This window comes from Enterococcus sp. AZ194 (assembly GCF_051713825.1).
Lineage (GTDB): Bacteria > Bacillota > Bacilli > Lactobacillales > Enterococcaceae > Enterococcus_K.
Genome location: NZ_JBIOQR010000001.1, coordinates 2,472,988 through 2,487,057 on the forward strand (window position 1 = coordinate 2,472,988; position 14,070 = coordinate 2,487,057).

The window sequence follows — 14,070 nt, forward strand, 5'->3', positions numbered from 1 at the left end:
GAATAAGTAAGGGCGCACAAAAGCCTATCGTCATTCATTTTCGTGTGAGTAACTTTATCTGTCGATTCTTAACGTCATAGCATTTATTGCGACAACAATGGTACTTAGTGACATGAGGATGGCGCCTACTGCTGGGTTTAACAAAATGCCTATTGGGGCAAGAACGCCCGCTGCTAGAGGAATAGCAAATAAATTGTAGCCTGCGCCCCACCATAGATTTTGGATCATTTTCTTACGTGTTTGTTTGGAGAGGTTTAAAAAGTGTAAGATATCCTCAGGGTTGCTGTTGGTAAGAACCACATCTGCTGAGTCAATAGCGACATCTGTCCCCGCTCCAATGGCAATCCCAACAGTCGCACGGGCTAGACTCGGTGCATCATTTATCCCGTCACCGACCATCATGACACGTTTTCCTTCGTCTAAATAGTGACGAACAATTTTTTCTTTATCTTCGGGCAATAATTCTCCATAGAAGGTTTTTATTCCAAGATAATTTGCTACAGCTTCAGCAGCCGTTTTGTTGTCACCGGTTAACATCACGGGCAAGATATGATTTTCTTTTAGTGTATGAATAAATTGTTTGGCTTCAGGTTTAATTTCATCACCTAAAGCAAGTAAGGCAATCAGTTTTTGGTCAATTATCAAATAACTGATAGTATTTCCTTGCTCTTTATATTTGGTTGTGACAGAAGTGTTAAAAGTATAGTTTTGGCGGATGACTTCTCCTTCGTTGACAATACGAACTGTTTTGCCTTGGACTATTCCTTCAAGACCTATCCCAGAAAGATTCGTTAAATCATGGGCTTCATAAGAATCAATATTTTGTTCTTTAATATAGGTCATAATGCCAATTGCTAAAGGATGATTGGCATTTTTTTCTAATGCACCAATGTAGCTGAAGACTTCTGTCTTACTGAAGGCTGAAGTAAATAATTCCAGTCCGGTAACCGTAAATTTTCCTTCTGTTAGTGTTCCTGTTTTATCCAGCATTATTACGTCTACTTGATTGGCCTGCTCCAAAGCATTGCGATTTTTTAGAAGGAGTCCATTTTTGGCAGCAATAGAAGTCGAACGGGCAATCACTAGTGGAATCGCTAATCCTAGTGCATGTGGACAAGCAATAACAAAAACAGTTACCATCCGATCTAGTGCGGTCGCTAAATCAGCCACCAACCACCAAACGATAAATGCGGAGATACCCGCCACTAAAGCAATGTAAAATAACCATTTTGCAACTTTATCAGAGAGGCTTTCAAGTTTGGATTTTTCACTTTGCGCTTTTCTAACCATTTCCATGACTTGGGCAAGATACCCATTCTCACCGGTTCCGGTCACTTGGATTTGAAGCATGCCACTTCCGTTTACTGATCCTCCGATGACGGAATCCCCGATGTTTTTTTGAATTCCTTTAGACTCGCCGGTAACAGCTGATTCATCGACTGTCGAAGTCCCTTTGATAATTTGACCATCTGTAGGCATTTTATCACCTGAACGAACAATCAATATGTCGCCAGCGACCACTTCTTGAAGAGGAATCTCCTCCTCTAGCCCTGTTTTCGTAATTCGTTTAACAGTATCGGGGAGCAACTCAGCAAGTTTTTGTAAAGCATTGCTAGCGCTAGCGACGGCATTCATCTCAATCCAGTGGCCTAATAACATAATCACAATTAGCGTGGCCAGCTCCCAAAAGAAATCCATGACGTGAGTTTGTGTTGTAAAGGTATTCGTTATAAAAGCATAGAGACTATAAATATAAGAAACAGAGATGCCCATTGCAATTAAGGTCATCATGGCAGGACTTTTTTGTTGAAGCTCCATTTTCGCTCCAGAGAGGAAGGGTTGCCCTCCGTAGAAAAATAGAAATGTTGCTAAAAGGAGAACCACCCACTCTGAGCCAGAAAAGGTAAATTGAAACGGCAATCGGATCCCCATCATTGGAGAAAGAACGATAATCGGAATGGCCACAATAAGTGATAACCAGAACTTTTGCTTAAAATTCCCCATGTGCATCGAATGATCCATGCCGCCCATATCGTGCCCTCCATGCCCTATATGCATCGAATGATCCTTGCTCATATCGTGGTCTTCGTGCCCCATATGCATCGAATGGTCCATCTTGCTCATATTGTGGTCTTCGTGCCCCATATGTGAATGATCCATTTTGGTCATATCATGGTCTTCGTGACTCATATGTGAATGATCCATCGTGTTCATATCATGGTCCTTGTGACTCATATGTGAATGATCCATTTTGCTCATATCGTGGTCCTCGTGCCCCATATGCATGTTCTGTTCTGTTTGTTCGTTCTCAGGTGTTTGTTTGGGTTCTATTTCTAGCGATTTCCCCTGTTGTTCTGTCTTATTTACAGACTTGGGTGTTTCATTTGAATGTTCTGACAGTTTATTTGCCATAACAAGCCCTTCTTCCTAGATTTTCTTACGGTTTAAGCTGAGTGAGTTTAAGAGGACACTCACTGAACTAAAGGCCATAGCAGCTCCTGCGACGATAGGATTCAAAAAGCCTAACGCTGCAAAAGGAATGCCTACCGTGTTATAGATAAATGCCCAAAATAGATTTTGTTTGATTTTTTTGAGTGTTGCTTGAGAGAGGTGAATCATTTTTTCAACGTAAACTAAATCATTGTTCATAAGTGTGACATCGGCCGTTTCCATAGCGATATCTGTACCACTCCCCATAGCGATTCCAACATTTGCTAAAGCTAAGGCGGGCGCATCGTTAATGCCATCTCCGACCATACCTACAAATTCGTTGTCCTTTTGCAACTGCGCTACATAATTCGCTTTATCTTCTGGTAAGACCTCAGCAAAAATATGGTCCGGTGTTAAACCGACTTGTTGGCCGATAAACTCAGCAGCCGTTTTATTATCTCCTGTGAGCATATAAACAGAAACATGACGTTCTTTTAATTTCTGTATCGCTTCTTTTGAAGAAGGCTTTACTTGGTCAGAGACAGCAATGGTTGCTAATAAAGAGCTTTCGTTTGCTAGAAACATGACCGTTTTTCCTTGCTTTTCCCAAAGAATTGCTTGTTCTTCGACAGCTGAATAATCGATTTTTTTACTTTGGAGTAACTTTCTTGTACCAGCGTAATAGGTTGTTTGTCCAATCTCTCCGGTTATCCCAGCGCCAGGTAATGCTGTAAAGTTCGTAACAATGTGTGACGTCACTTGTTGTTCTTCTCCGTATGCAACAACAGCTTTGGCTAAAGGATGTTCAGAATCTTTTTCTAACGAGGTAAAAATAGCTAAGGAGTCTTCTCTATTACTATCATAATCTGTCACGCTAGGTTTTCCAACTGTTATGGTTCCTGTTTTATCAAGAATAATGCTAGTAATGTGGGTTGCGGCTTCTAATGCTTCCCCGCCTTTGATTAAAATCCCTTTTTTGGCGCCTAGTCCTGTACCAACCATGATGGCAGTTGGTGTTGCTAATCCTAACGCACAAGGACAAGCAATGACTAAGACAGATACGCTATGAATGAGAGCAGTTTGCCAATCGCCTAAAATAAAGCCAGTTAACAAAAGTGTTAAGAGCGCAACAACTAAAACAGTCGGCACAAATATCCCGGAAATTTTATCGGCAATTTGTTGGATAGGCGCTTTGGTTCCTTGGGCTTCTTCAACCATACGAATAATCTTTGAAAGTACAGTGTCTTGGCCAACTTTGGTTGCTTGCATTCGCAAACTACCATTTGTGTTAACCGTTCCGCCAAAAAGCACATCGTCTGCTTTTTTTTCAACAGGTAAGCTTTCTCCAGTTAACATACTTTCATCGACCGCACTTGTTCCAGAAATTAGGATACCGTCAACGGGGATTTGTTCACCGGGGCGAACTTGAATCATTTCGCCTAGCTCAACCTCTTCAATAGGGATACTGATCTCTTGTCCATTTCGAATGACAGTCGCTGTTTTTGCTTGAAGCGCCATTAATTGTTTGATTGCATTGCCTGTTTTTGCTTTAGCGTTAGTTTCCAAATACTTACCTAAAAGAATTAAGGTAATGATAGTTGCGCTACTTTCAAAATACAAATCCATGTGGTTTTGGCTGAAAAATCCATTATAAATACTTAATAGATAGGCAGCTGTTGTCCCCATGGCAACCAGAACATCCATGTTGGGTGCCATGGTTTTAATTGCATGGTAGGCTCCTTTGTAGTAACGTGCACCGATATAAAATTGAACAGGCGTTGCTAAAATTAGTTGAACCCATGGGTTATGGAAAAACTGGACCCATACTGCATGGCTACCCAATAAAGATGCAATCATAGCAATCATTAAAGGGGCCGTTAATAAAGCGCTGAAGAGTAAATCAAACTTAATTTTTTTCAGATAGTTTTCTTTCTCTTTTTCGATTTCTTGTTTATGGGACTCATCAAAAATAATTGCACCATAACCAATTGACTCGACGCTCTGAATTAATTCAGACGGCGTTGTTTCTTGGTATTGAACCGTCGCTTTTTCTGTAGCTAAATTGACAGTTGCTGAGAGTACACCGGGATGAGCGTTTAGTTCTTTTTCTACTCGCGCTGAACAGTTGGCGCACGTCATGCCTGTAATGACGAAGGTTTCCATTTTTGCTGCTGAAGACATCTTACACCACCTCAGTTGTATAACCAGCTTCTGTCACTTTTTCAGCAATTTGTTGTGCGCTGACTTTTGTTTCATCAAATTTGACTGTTCCTGATTCTTTCTTTAAACTGATTTTTACTTTTTGAATACCTGGTAATTGATTAATGCTTTCTTCTACTTTTGCGACACAGTGGTTACAGCTCATTTTTGAAATGGAAAAATTTTGTTTCATGATTGGTTCCTCCTAAAGTTTAAGTTTGGTTGTGTATTTCTTATTTCTATTGGTGATGGTTACAGTTGCATTGGCCTGGAATACAATTACAGGCAATGTCTGAGACGGGTTCTTTTTTCTCTAGTTCAGCCATAATTAATTGAAGATCTTCTTTTGTTAGCGTAGCTTCAGCGACTAAATCGGCAATCGTTTGACCGACCTTTTTGGCACAGATATGTGAAAATAAATTTTCTGTAGCGCTACGTACTGTGGACTCTTCTGACACTAGCGGATGGTAAATAAATTTTTTCCCAGATTGTTCCGTCCAGACAATTTCTTTTTTGACTAAGCGTCCAAGCAATGTTTTGATAGTTGCTGGTTTCCAATCCATTGACTCAGATAAAATACCACTAATCTCTTGGGCCGTTGCCGCATCTAAGGTCCAGATGACACGCATGACCTCCCATTCAGAATCACTGATTTTTATTGGCTCAAGTACTGTATTCATAAGGTTCACCTCTTTTCCGTTTACAAATGTAATCTTTGATTCTTTTTAAGTTTACAACTGTAAACGGTAAAGGTCAAGAGAAATGTTTAAAAAAATTTTTTTCTTTTAAATTGTTCAACGAATCGAGCGTAAGATGACCTGAGGTTGGGACAGAAGTGTTTAACTCCGAGAACCGGGTAGGTACTGTGCAACATCAACTCATACTTCGTTGTGTTTTACAGCAATAAGAGGGAATCCACGGAAATGACAAGAAACACGAAAGCCTTTCTTTCGATGTTGATTGATTCCTACGTGGTGCTCTTCAAATTTTTGTGACCAGGTAGGTACTGTTCTACATCTATTTACTTTGTAAATAGTGTTTCACAGCACCAGGTAGGTACTGTTCTACATCTATTTACTTTGTAAATAGTGTTTCACAGCAATTTCAGCTTATTTTTCGAACCTTCAACTCTAGCATGTCCCATGCTCAGGCTCCTGAGCACCATGCCTTTTAAACGCAAAAAAAAACCATTTGTCACTAGCTCACTAGTAACAAATGATTTTTTAAATTTTTTATTTTTTAGCATCTAGTGCTTTTTGTTTATCACGACGAGCGATAGCTGGCAAGATCATGCCCAATAAAATCAGAACAATTGGTGTAACAATGTTTGAGATTAATTGGAACCACCAAGCTTTAGGACTAGCTGCGTATTCAACTTTAGGAACCATTCCCAAAATACAAGCAACGGCTGTAAAGAAGAAACACCATGCGCCGAAGATAAAACCGACTTTTGGATTTTTAACAAATTTGTATTCAGAAGTGAATTTTTTATAGGCCTTGTTTAACATCATATAAGCAAAGAACACCCATAGATAACGCATTGGCATAACGACTGAGTTAAGGTTAGTTAACCATTTTACCAATTCGTTCATATCTTGAATTCCTAAGATTGGTAATAAGATGATGATACTTACCAAAATACCAGTTAACACATAGCCGTTAATTAAAGTTCCTTTTGGCGTCCGTTTTCTTAACCAGTTAGGAACAAAATCAGGATCTGCATCTGCTAAAAGAATACGTAGTGGCGCATCAATTGAAAAGGCTAGCGCTGAAATTTGACCAACCATATTTGTTAATGCGTAGATAATCATTAACGTGTTGCCGATGCCATAATAATTTCCTAAGATTTGGAATGCTGCATATGCGCCGTTAGCCATCAAATCTTTTGGCATATTGTCACTTGCAAATAACATCCCCATTGCAACGGAACCTAAGACCGCACAGACACCAACCATAGCTGCAAGGAAAATCATCCCTTTAGGGAATTCTTTCGCTGGATTTCTAGTTGCATTTACATAAGGAGAAATTTTTTCAGCTCCTCCGACTGCAAAGACAAGCATTGAAACGGTTGTAAAGTACGTGAAGTCAAACGTTGGAATGTATGTCTTCACTTGTGTCATATTTTGTGTAGCAAATTCTACTGTTGAGTTAATAAAAGGTGCGGTTACTGCCAATAGAATGAACAGAATCGACATAACAAACATTGCTGTTCCTGCTAACCCACCGATAACTTTCAAGGTAGAAAGTCCTTTTGTAGATAAATATAAAAATGCTAAAAAGATAATTAAAGAAATAACAGCCACTAACTGAACAGACATCGTGTTGACGATATCCCCATTTCCTTGAACCGCCCAACCTAGTGCAATTAAGATTGCTTGTGGTTTTTGTGCAAGGTATGGGATATGAACAACCCAATACGTCCAAGCTGCATAATAAGCTAAACGTTTGTTCATTGTTGTGTTTTCAACCCATGAGCTAACTCCCCCTGGGCTATCTTTGAAGGCCGAGCCTAGTTGTCCAACGATTAAAGCATAAGGGACAAAATAAATTGCAAGAATTAATAACCAAGATGTGACCACTGAAATACCTTGTTGTGCATAGTTATTTACGACGTTCCCCATACCCCAAACCATGTTGAAGGCAATCAGAGCAACGGTAAACCAACGCAATTGTTTTTCGTTCATCAATTTTCTCCTTTGTCTTGTGAATAGATATAATTAACTATGTAATAATAATCATTTTCCCATCAAGTAGCAATGATTGCTTATTTATAGTGTGTGTTATTTTATTCTCTAGCCATCTTTAAGCCATTGTAATTTCATGAAATAAATAGAAAAACAAGTTGAATTCTCATTTTCATCAAATAAAAAAACAATAAATTTAAGCTAAAGAGGAATAAAAAAGCTTCCCCACTCGCGAAATTACTAGAGTGAGGAAGTGGTGTTAATGCGTATCTAATTTTATAATTTTCAGTTAATTATCCAATAATGTTGTCATTTCTCACCGTATTTTTTAATTCTTTAAGCCCATTACTCAATGAATCTTGTTGAAGCTCAATCAAATGGGTATTCCCTTCGATTTTGCTCAATTGTGTGCTCACTTCATCAAGCTTTAACAAGGCTTGTTCTAAGACTTCAATAATCCGTGTGTCTGTCTCCATTTGTCATTCACTCCTCAATTGAATCCATTACGATTTTTTCTTCAGCGGGTTCTTCCGCTTCTTTCGGATGATAAAAGAATTTGTAAAGTAAGGTACAGATGATTGGTAAAACACCAGCAACTAAATAGATGCCTTGAAAAGAAAGAACATTTCTAAGTTCGCCCAAAATATAAGGTCCCACGCCTAACCCTAAATCTAAACCAATGAAATAAGTCGATAAGGCGATGCCGACGCGATGTGGATCCTTGACTGTTTTTAAACAAACTGCTTGGCCATTTGACATAAAGGTTCCGTACCCTAACCCAATTAAAGCACCTGAACATAGGAGCATCCAGCTGCTTGTTGTGATACTTAACAAAAATAACCCTAATGTTAAGAACAAATAGCTTGGGTAAATGACATAATCTTCCCCATGGTTATCGAAAATTTTTCCTGACATTGGACGAGTTGCGGTAATAACCAACGCGTAAACAACAAAGAAAAATGAGCTAGCACTGACCAGATTGATAACTTTGGCGTATGAAGAAAGAAACGAAAGGACACTAGAATACGATAAGCCCATTAAAAAGGCCACTGACGAAATGAAAAGAACACGTTTTTCGATAAAACTATCAAAGTTCCATTTTTTCAGCATTGTTCGGTGTGCTTCTGATAAATGAATATTTTTTACTGGGAAAATGAAGCATGCGACCGTAGTCAATAAAATTGCAATAATTGAAAACATGATAATAAAGTAAAAGTTAGTATAGTTTAATAAGATCATCCCAATAAAAGGCCCAATAGCCGCCGCTAAGCTAGTACTTAATCCATAGTAATTAATCCCTTCACCATAACGTGATTTAGGAATATAAGCTGTAACAATAGCGTTTGTAGCAGTTGAAACGGCACCATAACCAAACCCATTTAACAGACGAATGACATACAAAATAGGAATCGTTGGAATATAAAGATAAGCGATGGTTGTGATTAGATAAAATAGTGCGCCATAACGAAGGACTGCTTTACGTCCAACCAACTCAAGCGTTTTACCCATAAACAAACGAGCAAAAAGAGTCCCAATAATATATATGCCAGAAGCAAGTCCCGCTTGTCCAAGTGTTGCGTGTAATTTATCTTGTGCAATGACCGCGATAATAACCATTAACAAATAATAGACAAGATACACAACAAAGTTAATCAAGGTGATGCTAATAAATCCTTTATTAAATAATTTTTCTTTCTTTTGTTCAACCATTGCTGTTCCTCCATTTATAAGTGTTGTTGAAAATACTTTATGAAATTTTCTACGGTTATTACTATACTATCTTTCAATTTTAAAAAAATTCAGGTTTGTGAATGCTAAAATGAAACAGCAAACAATCAATAAAAAGTATAACGATAAAACACATTAACAAAAAACATTAACATTTGTTGTTGTTTGTTGGCGTGGAATTAGGTTAAATAAGTTGAGTTATCTATTTCGTGAAAACCATTATTCCGCTCAATTTATGGTAAAATAGAGAAACAGCATGCTAGAGAATGGGGGTCAAAGGAATGGACAATCGAGTGTTGCAAGAATACTTGGACAAACATTCATTCCCTGTAGTTGTAAAACTGAAAAAAAAATATTTGACGTATGAAGGAATCAAAGATCGATATGTCTACATATTGAAAAGTGGCGTCATAAAAACCAGTGTCATCTCAAGAGATGGTCGTGAATTTAATTTGCGCTACATTAACGAGTTGGAGATTGTTTCTTTATTAAAGGATGAGTATTCACAAATCACAGATGCACCGTTCAATATTCGGGTGGAATCAGATGAAGCGGAATTATACAAAATTGATCGTGTCCAGTTCTGGCAGGATGTCAATCAAAGCGCTGATTTGCAAGGATATGTGAAGGATTATTATCGTTTTTGTTTGGTTCATTCAATGAAAAAGATGCAACAGATGTTGATGAATGGTAAGTTTGGCGCGGTATGCACACAAATTTACGAGTTATACGATACATTTGGTGTGAAGACGGAGAATGGGTACCTAATTGATTTTGTGGTAACGAATGAAGAAATCGCTCATTTCTGTGGTATCTCTTCTGCGAGTAGCGTTAACCGGATGATGCAACAGCTAAAAGATATCGGTGCAGTTGAAATAGCCAATCGCAAAATTCTTATCAAGGATTTGGAAATTATTGAAGACAATATTATTTTTTAAAAAAACAAAAAAAGTAGCTCCGTGTTGTCATTCGGAGCTACTTTTTTGTCTTCTGTGATAAGTGATTAGATGTTGCTTGTTTAAAGGGCCTTCTCCTCTGTTCTACTGAATGAATTGAGTCGCTTTTAACCAGCTGTCAGCGATGACAGCATGGCCGGCAAGTGTTGGATGAACCCCATCATTGCCTGTATAATGTTCGTGTCCATGTGCGATTCCTAAGGCGTTTAATTTCCCATCTAACGGCACAAAGATTGTCTGAAATTCTTCTGCTAACATGCGGACTACTTGGATTTTTTGATCTAAATCTTTTCGCCAAGTTAGACGATCTTTAGGTTCTGGTAGAACAAACGGCTCCATCAAAACGATCATCGCGTTTGTTTCTTTGCGAATTTGTTCAAGTAATTGGCGGTAGATTTGTTCAAAACGTAGGGCCTCTTCCTTACTTCCAAATTCAGGAGAATCGGTATTGTGCCACGTATCGTTAATTCCAATCAAAATTGAGATCACATCAGGTTGTAATGCAAGACAATCTTCTTGCCAACGATTTTTCAAATCGGCAATCTTATTTCCACCAATTCCTTTATTTATCCATTCGCAGCTCAAACCGGGTAAGCCTTTTGCGACGGTCGCTGCGACTAAAAATGGATAACCGTGGCCCAAATCATGTAATTCTTCACGATTCCGGTTAACATCTGTAATACTGTCTCCAATAAATAAAATTCGTTGTGTTCCTGTTGGTTTGATAAACTCTGGTTTGTTCAATGAAACCCCTCCCATTTTCTTCTTATTATGCCACAAGAGCTAAAGTATTCAAGAAAAAAATTCTTTTTGAGCCAAAAAAACGCTCAAGGTCTTAGCTGAATAGCACTAAGTTCTTGAGCGTTTATTTTTTTTATAATTAAAACAAATACAAAACGCCTTTGTTTATGGGTAAATACGGTTTAATAAACGTGGGAATGGGATGGCTTCACGAACGTGTTCAATACCTGATAACCAAGTGACAGTTCGTTCTAGTCCTAGACCAAATCCAGAATGTGGCACAGAGCCATATTTGCGTAAGTCTAAGTACCAAGAGTATTCGTTCTCGTCTAATCCTTGTTTGCGAATTTGTTCTAGTACAAATTCATAATCGGTCGCACGTTCAGAACCACCGATAATCTCACCATAACCTTCTGGCGCAATCATGTCTGCACAGATGACAACATCTTCACGTGTTGGATGTGGTTTCATGTAGAATGGTTTGATTGCTTTTGGATAGTTTAAGATGAAGACGGGTTGTTCAAAGGAGTTAGCGATAAACGTCTCATGTGGTGAACCAAAATCATCGCCCCACTCAACATCATCAAAGCCGTTTTTCTTCAATAACTCAACTGCATCATCATACGTAATACGTGGAAATGGCAGTTGTGTATATTTTTTCAATAGTTCTTTGTCACGCTCTAATACGTCAAGAGCATAGTCGCAATTATCAAGGACATTTTGAACTAAGAAAGCAACATATTGTTCTTGAACTTCCAAGCTTTGTTCTTGGTGCATAAAGGCCATCTCTGGTTCAATCATCCAGAACTCGATTAAGTGACGACGTGTTTTCGATTTTTCAGCACGGAAGGTTGGGCCAAAGGAGAACACTTTCCCAAAAGCCATAGCAGCTGCTTCCATGTATAACTGACCACTTTGAGAAAGATACGCTTTTTGATCAAAGTAGTTAGTTTCAAATAAGTCAGTCGTGCCTTCTGGAGCTGAACCTGTTAAGATTGGTGGATCAACCTTTGTAAAGCCATTGTTATTGAAAAATTCATAAGTAGCACGAATAATCTCGTTTCGGATTTGCATAATGGCATGTTGACGAGAAGAACGCAACCATAAATGGCGGTGGTCCATCAAGAAGTCAGTTCCGTGCTCTTTTGGTGTGATTGGGTATTCATGGCTTTCACCGACTACTTCAATCGAAGAAATTCCGATTTCGTAACCGAATTTTGAACGGCTATCTTCACGAATCTCACCAACAATCCAAATTGAAGTTTCTTGATGTAAATTTTTTGCTAGCTGGAACATGTCCTCGCCGACTTCATTTTTCACAACAATCCCTTGAAAATAAGCAGTCCCGTCTCTCAATTGTAAAAAGGCAATTTTCCCACTTGAGCGTTTGTTAGCGACCCATGCGCCAATCTTTACTGTTTCGCCAACGTGATGTTTGGCATCAATAATTTGAATTTGTTCCACGTTTGTCTCTCCATTCTATTTCTATCTAGCCATCCCGAGCTTGATTTTTTTACACGTTTCGTTTGCTTTCAATAAATTTTTCAATTCGTCCAATTGCTTCTTCTAAAATGCCCAGGTTTGTGGCATAACTAATCCGAACGTGTTCGTTGGAGCCAAATCCTTCGCCCGTAACAAGTGCTACTTGGGCTTCTTCTAATAAATCATCGACCCAATCTGTTACGTTTTCATAACCACACATAGTGAGCATTTCTTTGACGTTTGGAAAAAGATAAAAAGCGCCTTGAGGTTTTTCTAAATGTACACCAGGTAATGCTTCAACTAAAGGATAGATCTTGTTCAGACGTTCCTCAAATGCACTGCGCATCTCCTCGACTGTATCTTGCGCACCAATGAGAGCTTCCACGGCTGCGTATTGACTGACAGCTGTTGGATTGCTTGTCGATTGAGAGGCAATATCAATCATTGCTTGAATAATTGTTTCATCCCCCACCGCATAACCAATTCGCCAACCCGTCATCGCATAGGTTTTTGAAACCCCATTAATAATGATTGTCTGTTTGCGAATTGCCTCTGAAATTGTCGCAATTGGTGTAAATGTATTTCCATTATAAACTAAACGGCCATAAATATCATCGGCAATAATTAATATATCTTTCTCAACAGCCCAATTACCGATTGCTGTCAATTCTTCTTTGGTATAAATCATCCCTGTTGGATTCGAAGGGGAATTGAGAATCATCGCTTTGGTTTTATCCGTATAAGCCGCTTCTAACAGTTCGACCGTGACTTTGAACTGTTCACTTTCTTTACAAGTAACAAATACGGGCGTACCACTAGCTAGTTTGACTTGTTCTCCGTAACTGACCCAATAAGGAACCGGAATAATCACTTCATCTCCTGCGTCCAGGATTGCTTGAAATAAGGTATACAGTGCGAATTTGGCACCATCTGTGACAACTGTTTGACTTGGTTTATACGTTAAACCGTAATTTGTTTCCAAATAGGTGACAATTGCTTGTCTCAGTTCTGGAATCCCAGCAGTTGGCGTATAGTAGCTCGCATTGCCGTTTTTAATGGCTTTGATAGCTGCCTCTTGGATATTTTCTGGTGTGGCAAAGTCTGGTTCTCCGACGGTTAAAGTCAGAATATCTAGTCCTTGCGCTTTTAGTGCTTTCGCTTTGGCTGAAGCGGCTAAAGTCACTGAAGGCTCTAACTGTTCAGCACGTTGTGAGATTTTCATACGAAATAAACTCCCTTCATTTTTAGGCTTCTTTAATGACGTTCAATTCCTTCCCATCACTAAAAGAAATTAGATAGTATGCTAGTTCATCTTGCCCATTTTTGGTGACAATTTCCCAAGCCGGTTCCTTTTCGTAAAGCCCTAGATTTCGTTTGAGAACTGATTCGCCAGGGTGTTCACTTAAAACGACTTGTTCAGCTTGTTGCTCAGATAAACCATCTTTTTGATTCACTACTTTTACTGTATCTCCCGATTTGGAAATGATAACAGCAACGGCTTGGTTTTTATCATCGTTTCCTAATACACTAAAGTAGGTTTCTTTTCTTGTGAACCAATAAAATTTATCCACCGTTTTTACGTGAGCATACTTTTCAGCAATCTCAACGGCTTCGGCTTTGGCCTGCGCCATGGGACGATTTGAGCGGATATAAAAGATGGACGTTAAGACAATCACCGTTAGTAAAATCGCGATGACTGAAATAAAAATGAGACCGACACGCTTCTCTGTTTTTGCTTCTCTATTCACTAAATGGCGCTCCTTTTCTATTGATTGTGAATGCTAAACTTAGTGAGAATCACTTGGATACAATTATAGCAGATTTTATTTGAAAAAACGTTACTTCAGAGA

At 38.8% G+C, this 14,070-nt stretch carries 12 protein-coding genes; 1 reads left to right on the forward strand and 11 read right to left on the reverse strand.

Annotation, left to right across the window (positions count from 1 at the left end; translation table 11 throughout):
* Positions 1-54: 54 nt before the first annotated feature.
* The 7 genes from IGI37_RS11605 to IGI37_RS11635 all read right to left on the reverse strand — a co-directional run bounded on the left by IGI37_RS11605 (position 55) and on the right by IGI37_RS11635 (position 9,023).
* Positions 55-2,214, reverse strand: a complete 2,160-nt coding sequence (locus tag IGI37_RS11605) for a heavy metal translocating P-type ATPase (protein ID WP_438763638.1) — start codon at positions 2,212-2,214, stop codon at positions 55-57.
* A 213-nt stretch (positions 2,215-2,427) separates the two neighbouring features.
* Entirely contained in the window at positions 2,428-4,611 is a 2,184-nt protein-coding gene (locus tag IGI37_RS11610) for a heavy metal translocating P-type ATPase (protein ID WP_438762094.1), read from the reverse strand.
* Position 4,612: 1 nt separating this feature from the next.
* Complete coding sequence (gene copZ / locus IGI37_RS11615; protein ID WP_438762096.1) at positions 4,613-4,822, reverse strand: copper chaperone CopZ; 210 nt, start codon at positions 4,820-4,822, stop codon at positions 4,613-4,615.
* Positions 4,823-4,868: 46 nt separating this feature from the next.
* Positions 4,869-5,309 carry a CopY/TcrY family copper transport repressor gene (locus IGI37_RS11620; RefSeq protein ID WP_438762098.1) on the reverse strand — a complete coding sequence of 147 codons (441 nt, stop codon included), beginning with the start codon at positions 5,307-5,309 and terminating at the stop codon, positions 4,869-4,871.
* A 552-nt stretch (positions 5,310-5,861) separates the two neighbouring features.
* Positions 5,862-7,313 (reverse strand): APC family permease, encoded by a 1,452-nt coding sequence (locus tag IGI37_RS11625; RefSeq protein ID WP_438762100.1) that lies wholly within the window; start codon positions 7,311-7,313, stop codon positions 5,862-5,864.
* Positions 7,314-7,606: 293 nt separating this feature from the next.
* On the reverse strand, positions 7,607-7,789 hold the full coding sequence (locus IGI37_RS11630; protein ID WP_438762102.1) for a hypothetical protein: 183 nt from the start codon (positions 7,787-7,789) through the stop codon (positions 7,607-7,609).
* A gap of 7 nt (positions 7,790-7,796) precedes the next feature.
* Positions 7,797-9,023, reverse strand: a complete 1,227-nt coding sequence (locus IGI37_RS11635; protein WP_438762104.1) for an MFS transporter — start codon at positions 9,021-9,023, stop codon at positions 7,797-7,799.
* A gap of 299 nt (positions 9,024-9,322) precedes the next feature.
* Here IGI37_RS11635 and IGI37_RS11640 point away from each other — a divergent pair, with 299 nt between their 5' ends.
* Entirely contained in the window at positions 9,323-9,979 is a 657-nt protein-coding gene (locus IGI37_RS11640; RefSeq protein WP_438762106.1) for a Crp/Fnr family transcriptional regulator, read from the forward strand.
* A gap of 102 nt (positions 9,980-10,081) precedes the next feature.
* Here the strand turns inward: IGI37_RS11640 and IGI37_RS11645 are convergent, their stop codons facing one another.
* From IGI37_RS11645 to IGI37_RS11660, 4 genes are all read right to left on the reverse strand, one after another.
* Positions 10,082-10,741, reverse strand: a complete 660-nt coding sequence (locus IGI37_RS11645) for an SGNH/GDSL hydrolase family protein (protein ID WP_438762108.1) — start codon at positions 10,739-10,741, stop codon at positions 10,082-10,084.
* Positions 10,742-10,903: 162 nt separating this feature from the next.
* Positions 10,904-12,202: an asparagine--tRNA ligase gene (asnS, locus tag IGI37_RS11650; protein ID WP_438762109.1), complete on the reverse strand. Its 1,299-nt coding sequence runs from the start codon at positions 12,200-12,202 to the stop codon at positions 10,904-10,906.
* A gap of 49 nt (positions 12,203-12,251) precedes the next feature.
* Positions 12,252-13,442 (reverse strand): pyridoxal phosphate-dependent aminotransferase, encoded by a 1,191-nt coding sequence (locus tag IGI37_RS11655; protein WP_438762111.1) that lies wholly within the window; start codon positions 13,440-13,442, stop codon positions 12,252-12,254.
* 22 nt (positions 13,443-13,464) lie between these two features.
* Positions 13,465-13,968 (reverse strand): cell wall elongation regulator TseB-like domain-containing protein, encoded by a 504-nt coding sequence (locus IGI37_RS11660; RefSeq protein ID WP_438762112.1) that lies wholly within the window; start codon positions 13,966-13,968, stop codon positions 13,465-13,467.
* Positions 13,969-14,070: the final 102 nt, after the last annotated feature.

Bases quoted from the DNA above. Each gene is read 5' to 3' on its own strand.
- copZ (WP_438762096.1), bottom strand. From the start codon at position 4,822: ATGAAACAAAATTTTTCCATTTCAAAAATGAGCTGTAACCACTGTGTC.
- IGI37_RS11610 (WP_438762094.1), bottom strand. From the start codon at position 4,611: ATGTCTTCAGCAGCAAAAATGGAAACCTTCGTCATTACAGGCATGACG.
- IGI37_RS11655 (WP_438762111.1), bottom strand. From the start codon at position 13,442: ATGAAAATCTCACAACGTGCTGAACAGTTAGAGCCTTCAGTGACTTTA.
- IGI37_RS11625 (WP_438762100.1), bottom strand. From the start codon at position 7,313: ATGAACGAAAAACAATTGCGTTGGTTTACCGTTGCTCTGATTGCCTTC.
- IGI37_RS11630 (WP_438762102.1), bottom strand. From the start codon at position 7,789: ATGGAGACAGACACACGGATTATTGAAGTCTTAGAACAAGCCTTGTTA.
- IGI37_RS11620 (WP_438762098.1), bottom strand. From the start codon at position 5,309: ATGAATACAGTACTTGAGCCAATAAAAATCAGTGATTCTGAATGGGAG.
- IGI37_RS11640 (WP_438762106.1), top strand. From the start codon at position 9,323: ATGGACAATCGAGTGTTGCAAGAATACTTGGACAAACATTCATTCCCT.
- IGI37_RS11635 (WP_438762104.1), bottom strand. From the start codon at position 9,023: ATGGTTGAACAAAAGAAAGAAAAATTATTTAATAAAGGATTTATTAGC.
- IGI37_RS11605 (WP_438763638.1), bottom strand. From the start codon at position 2,214: ATGAACACGATGGATCATTCACATATGAGTCACGAAGACCATGATATG.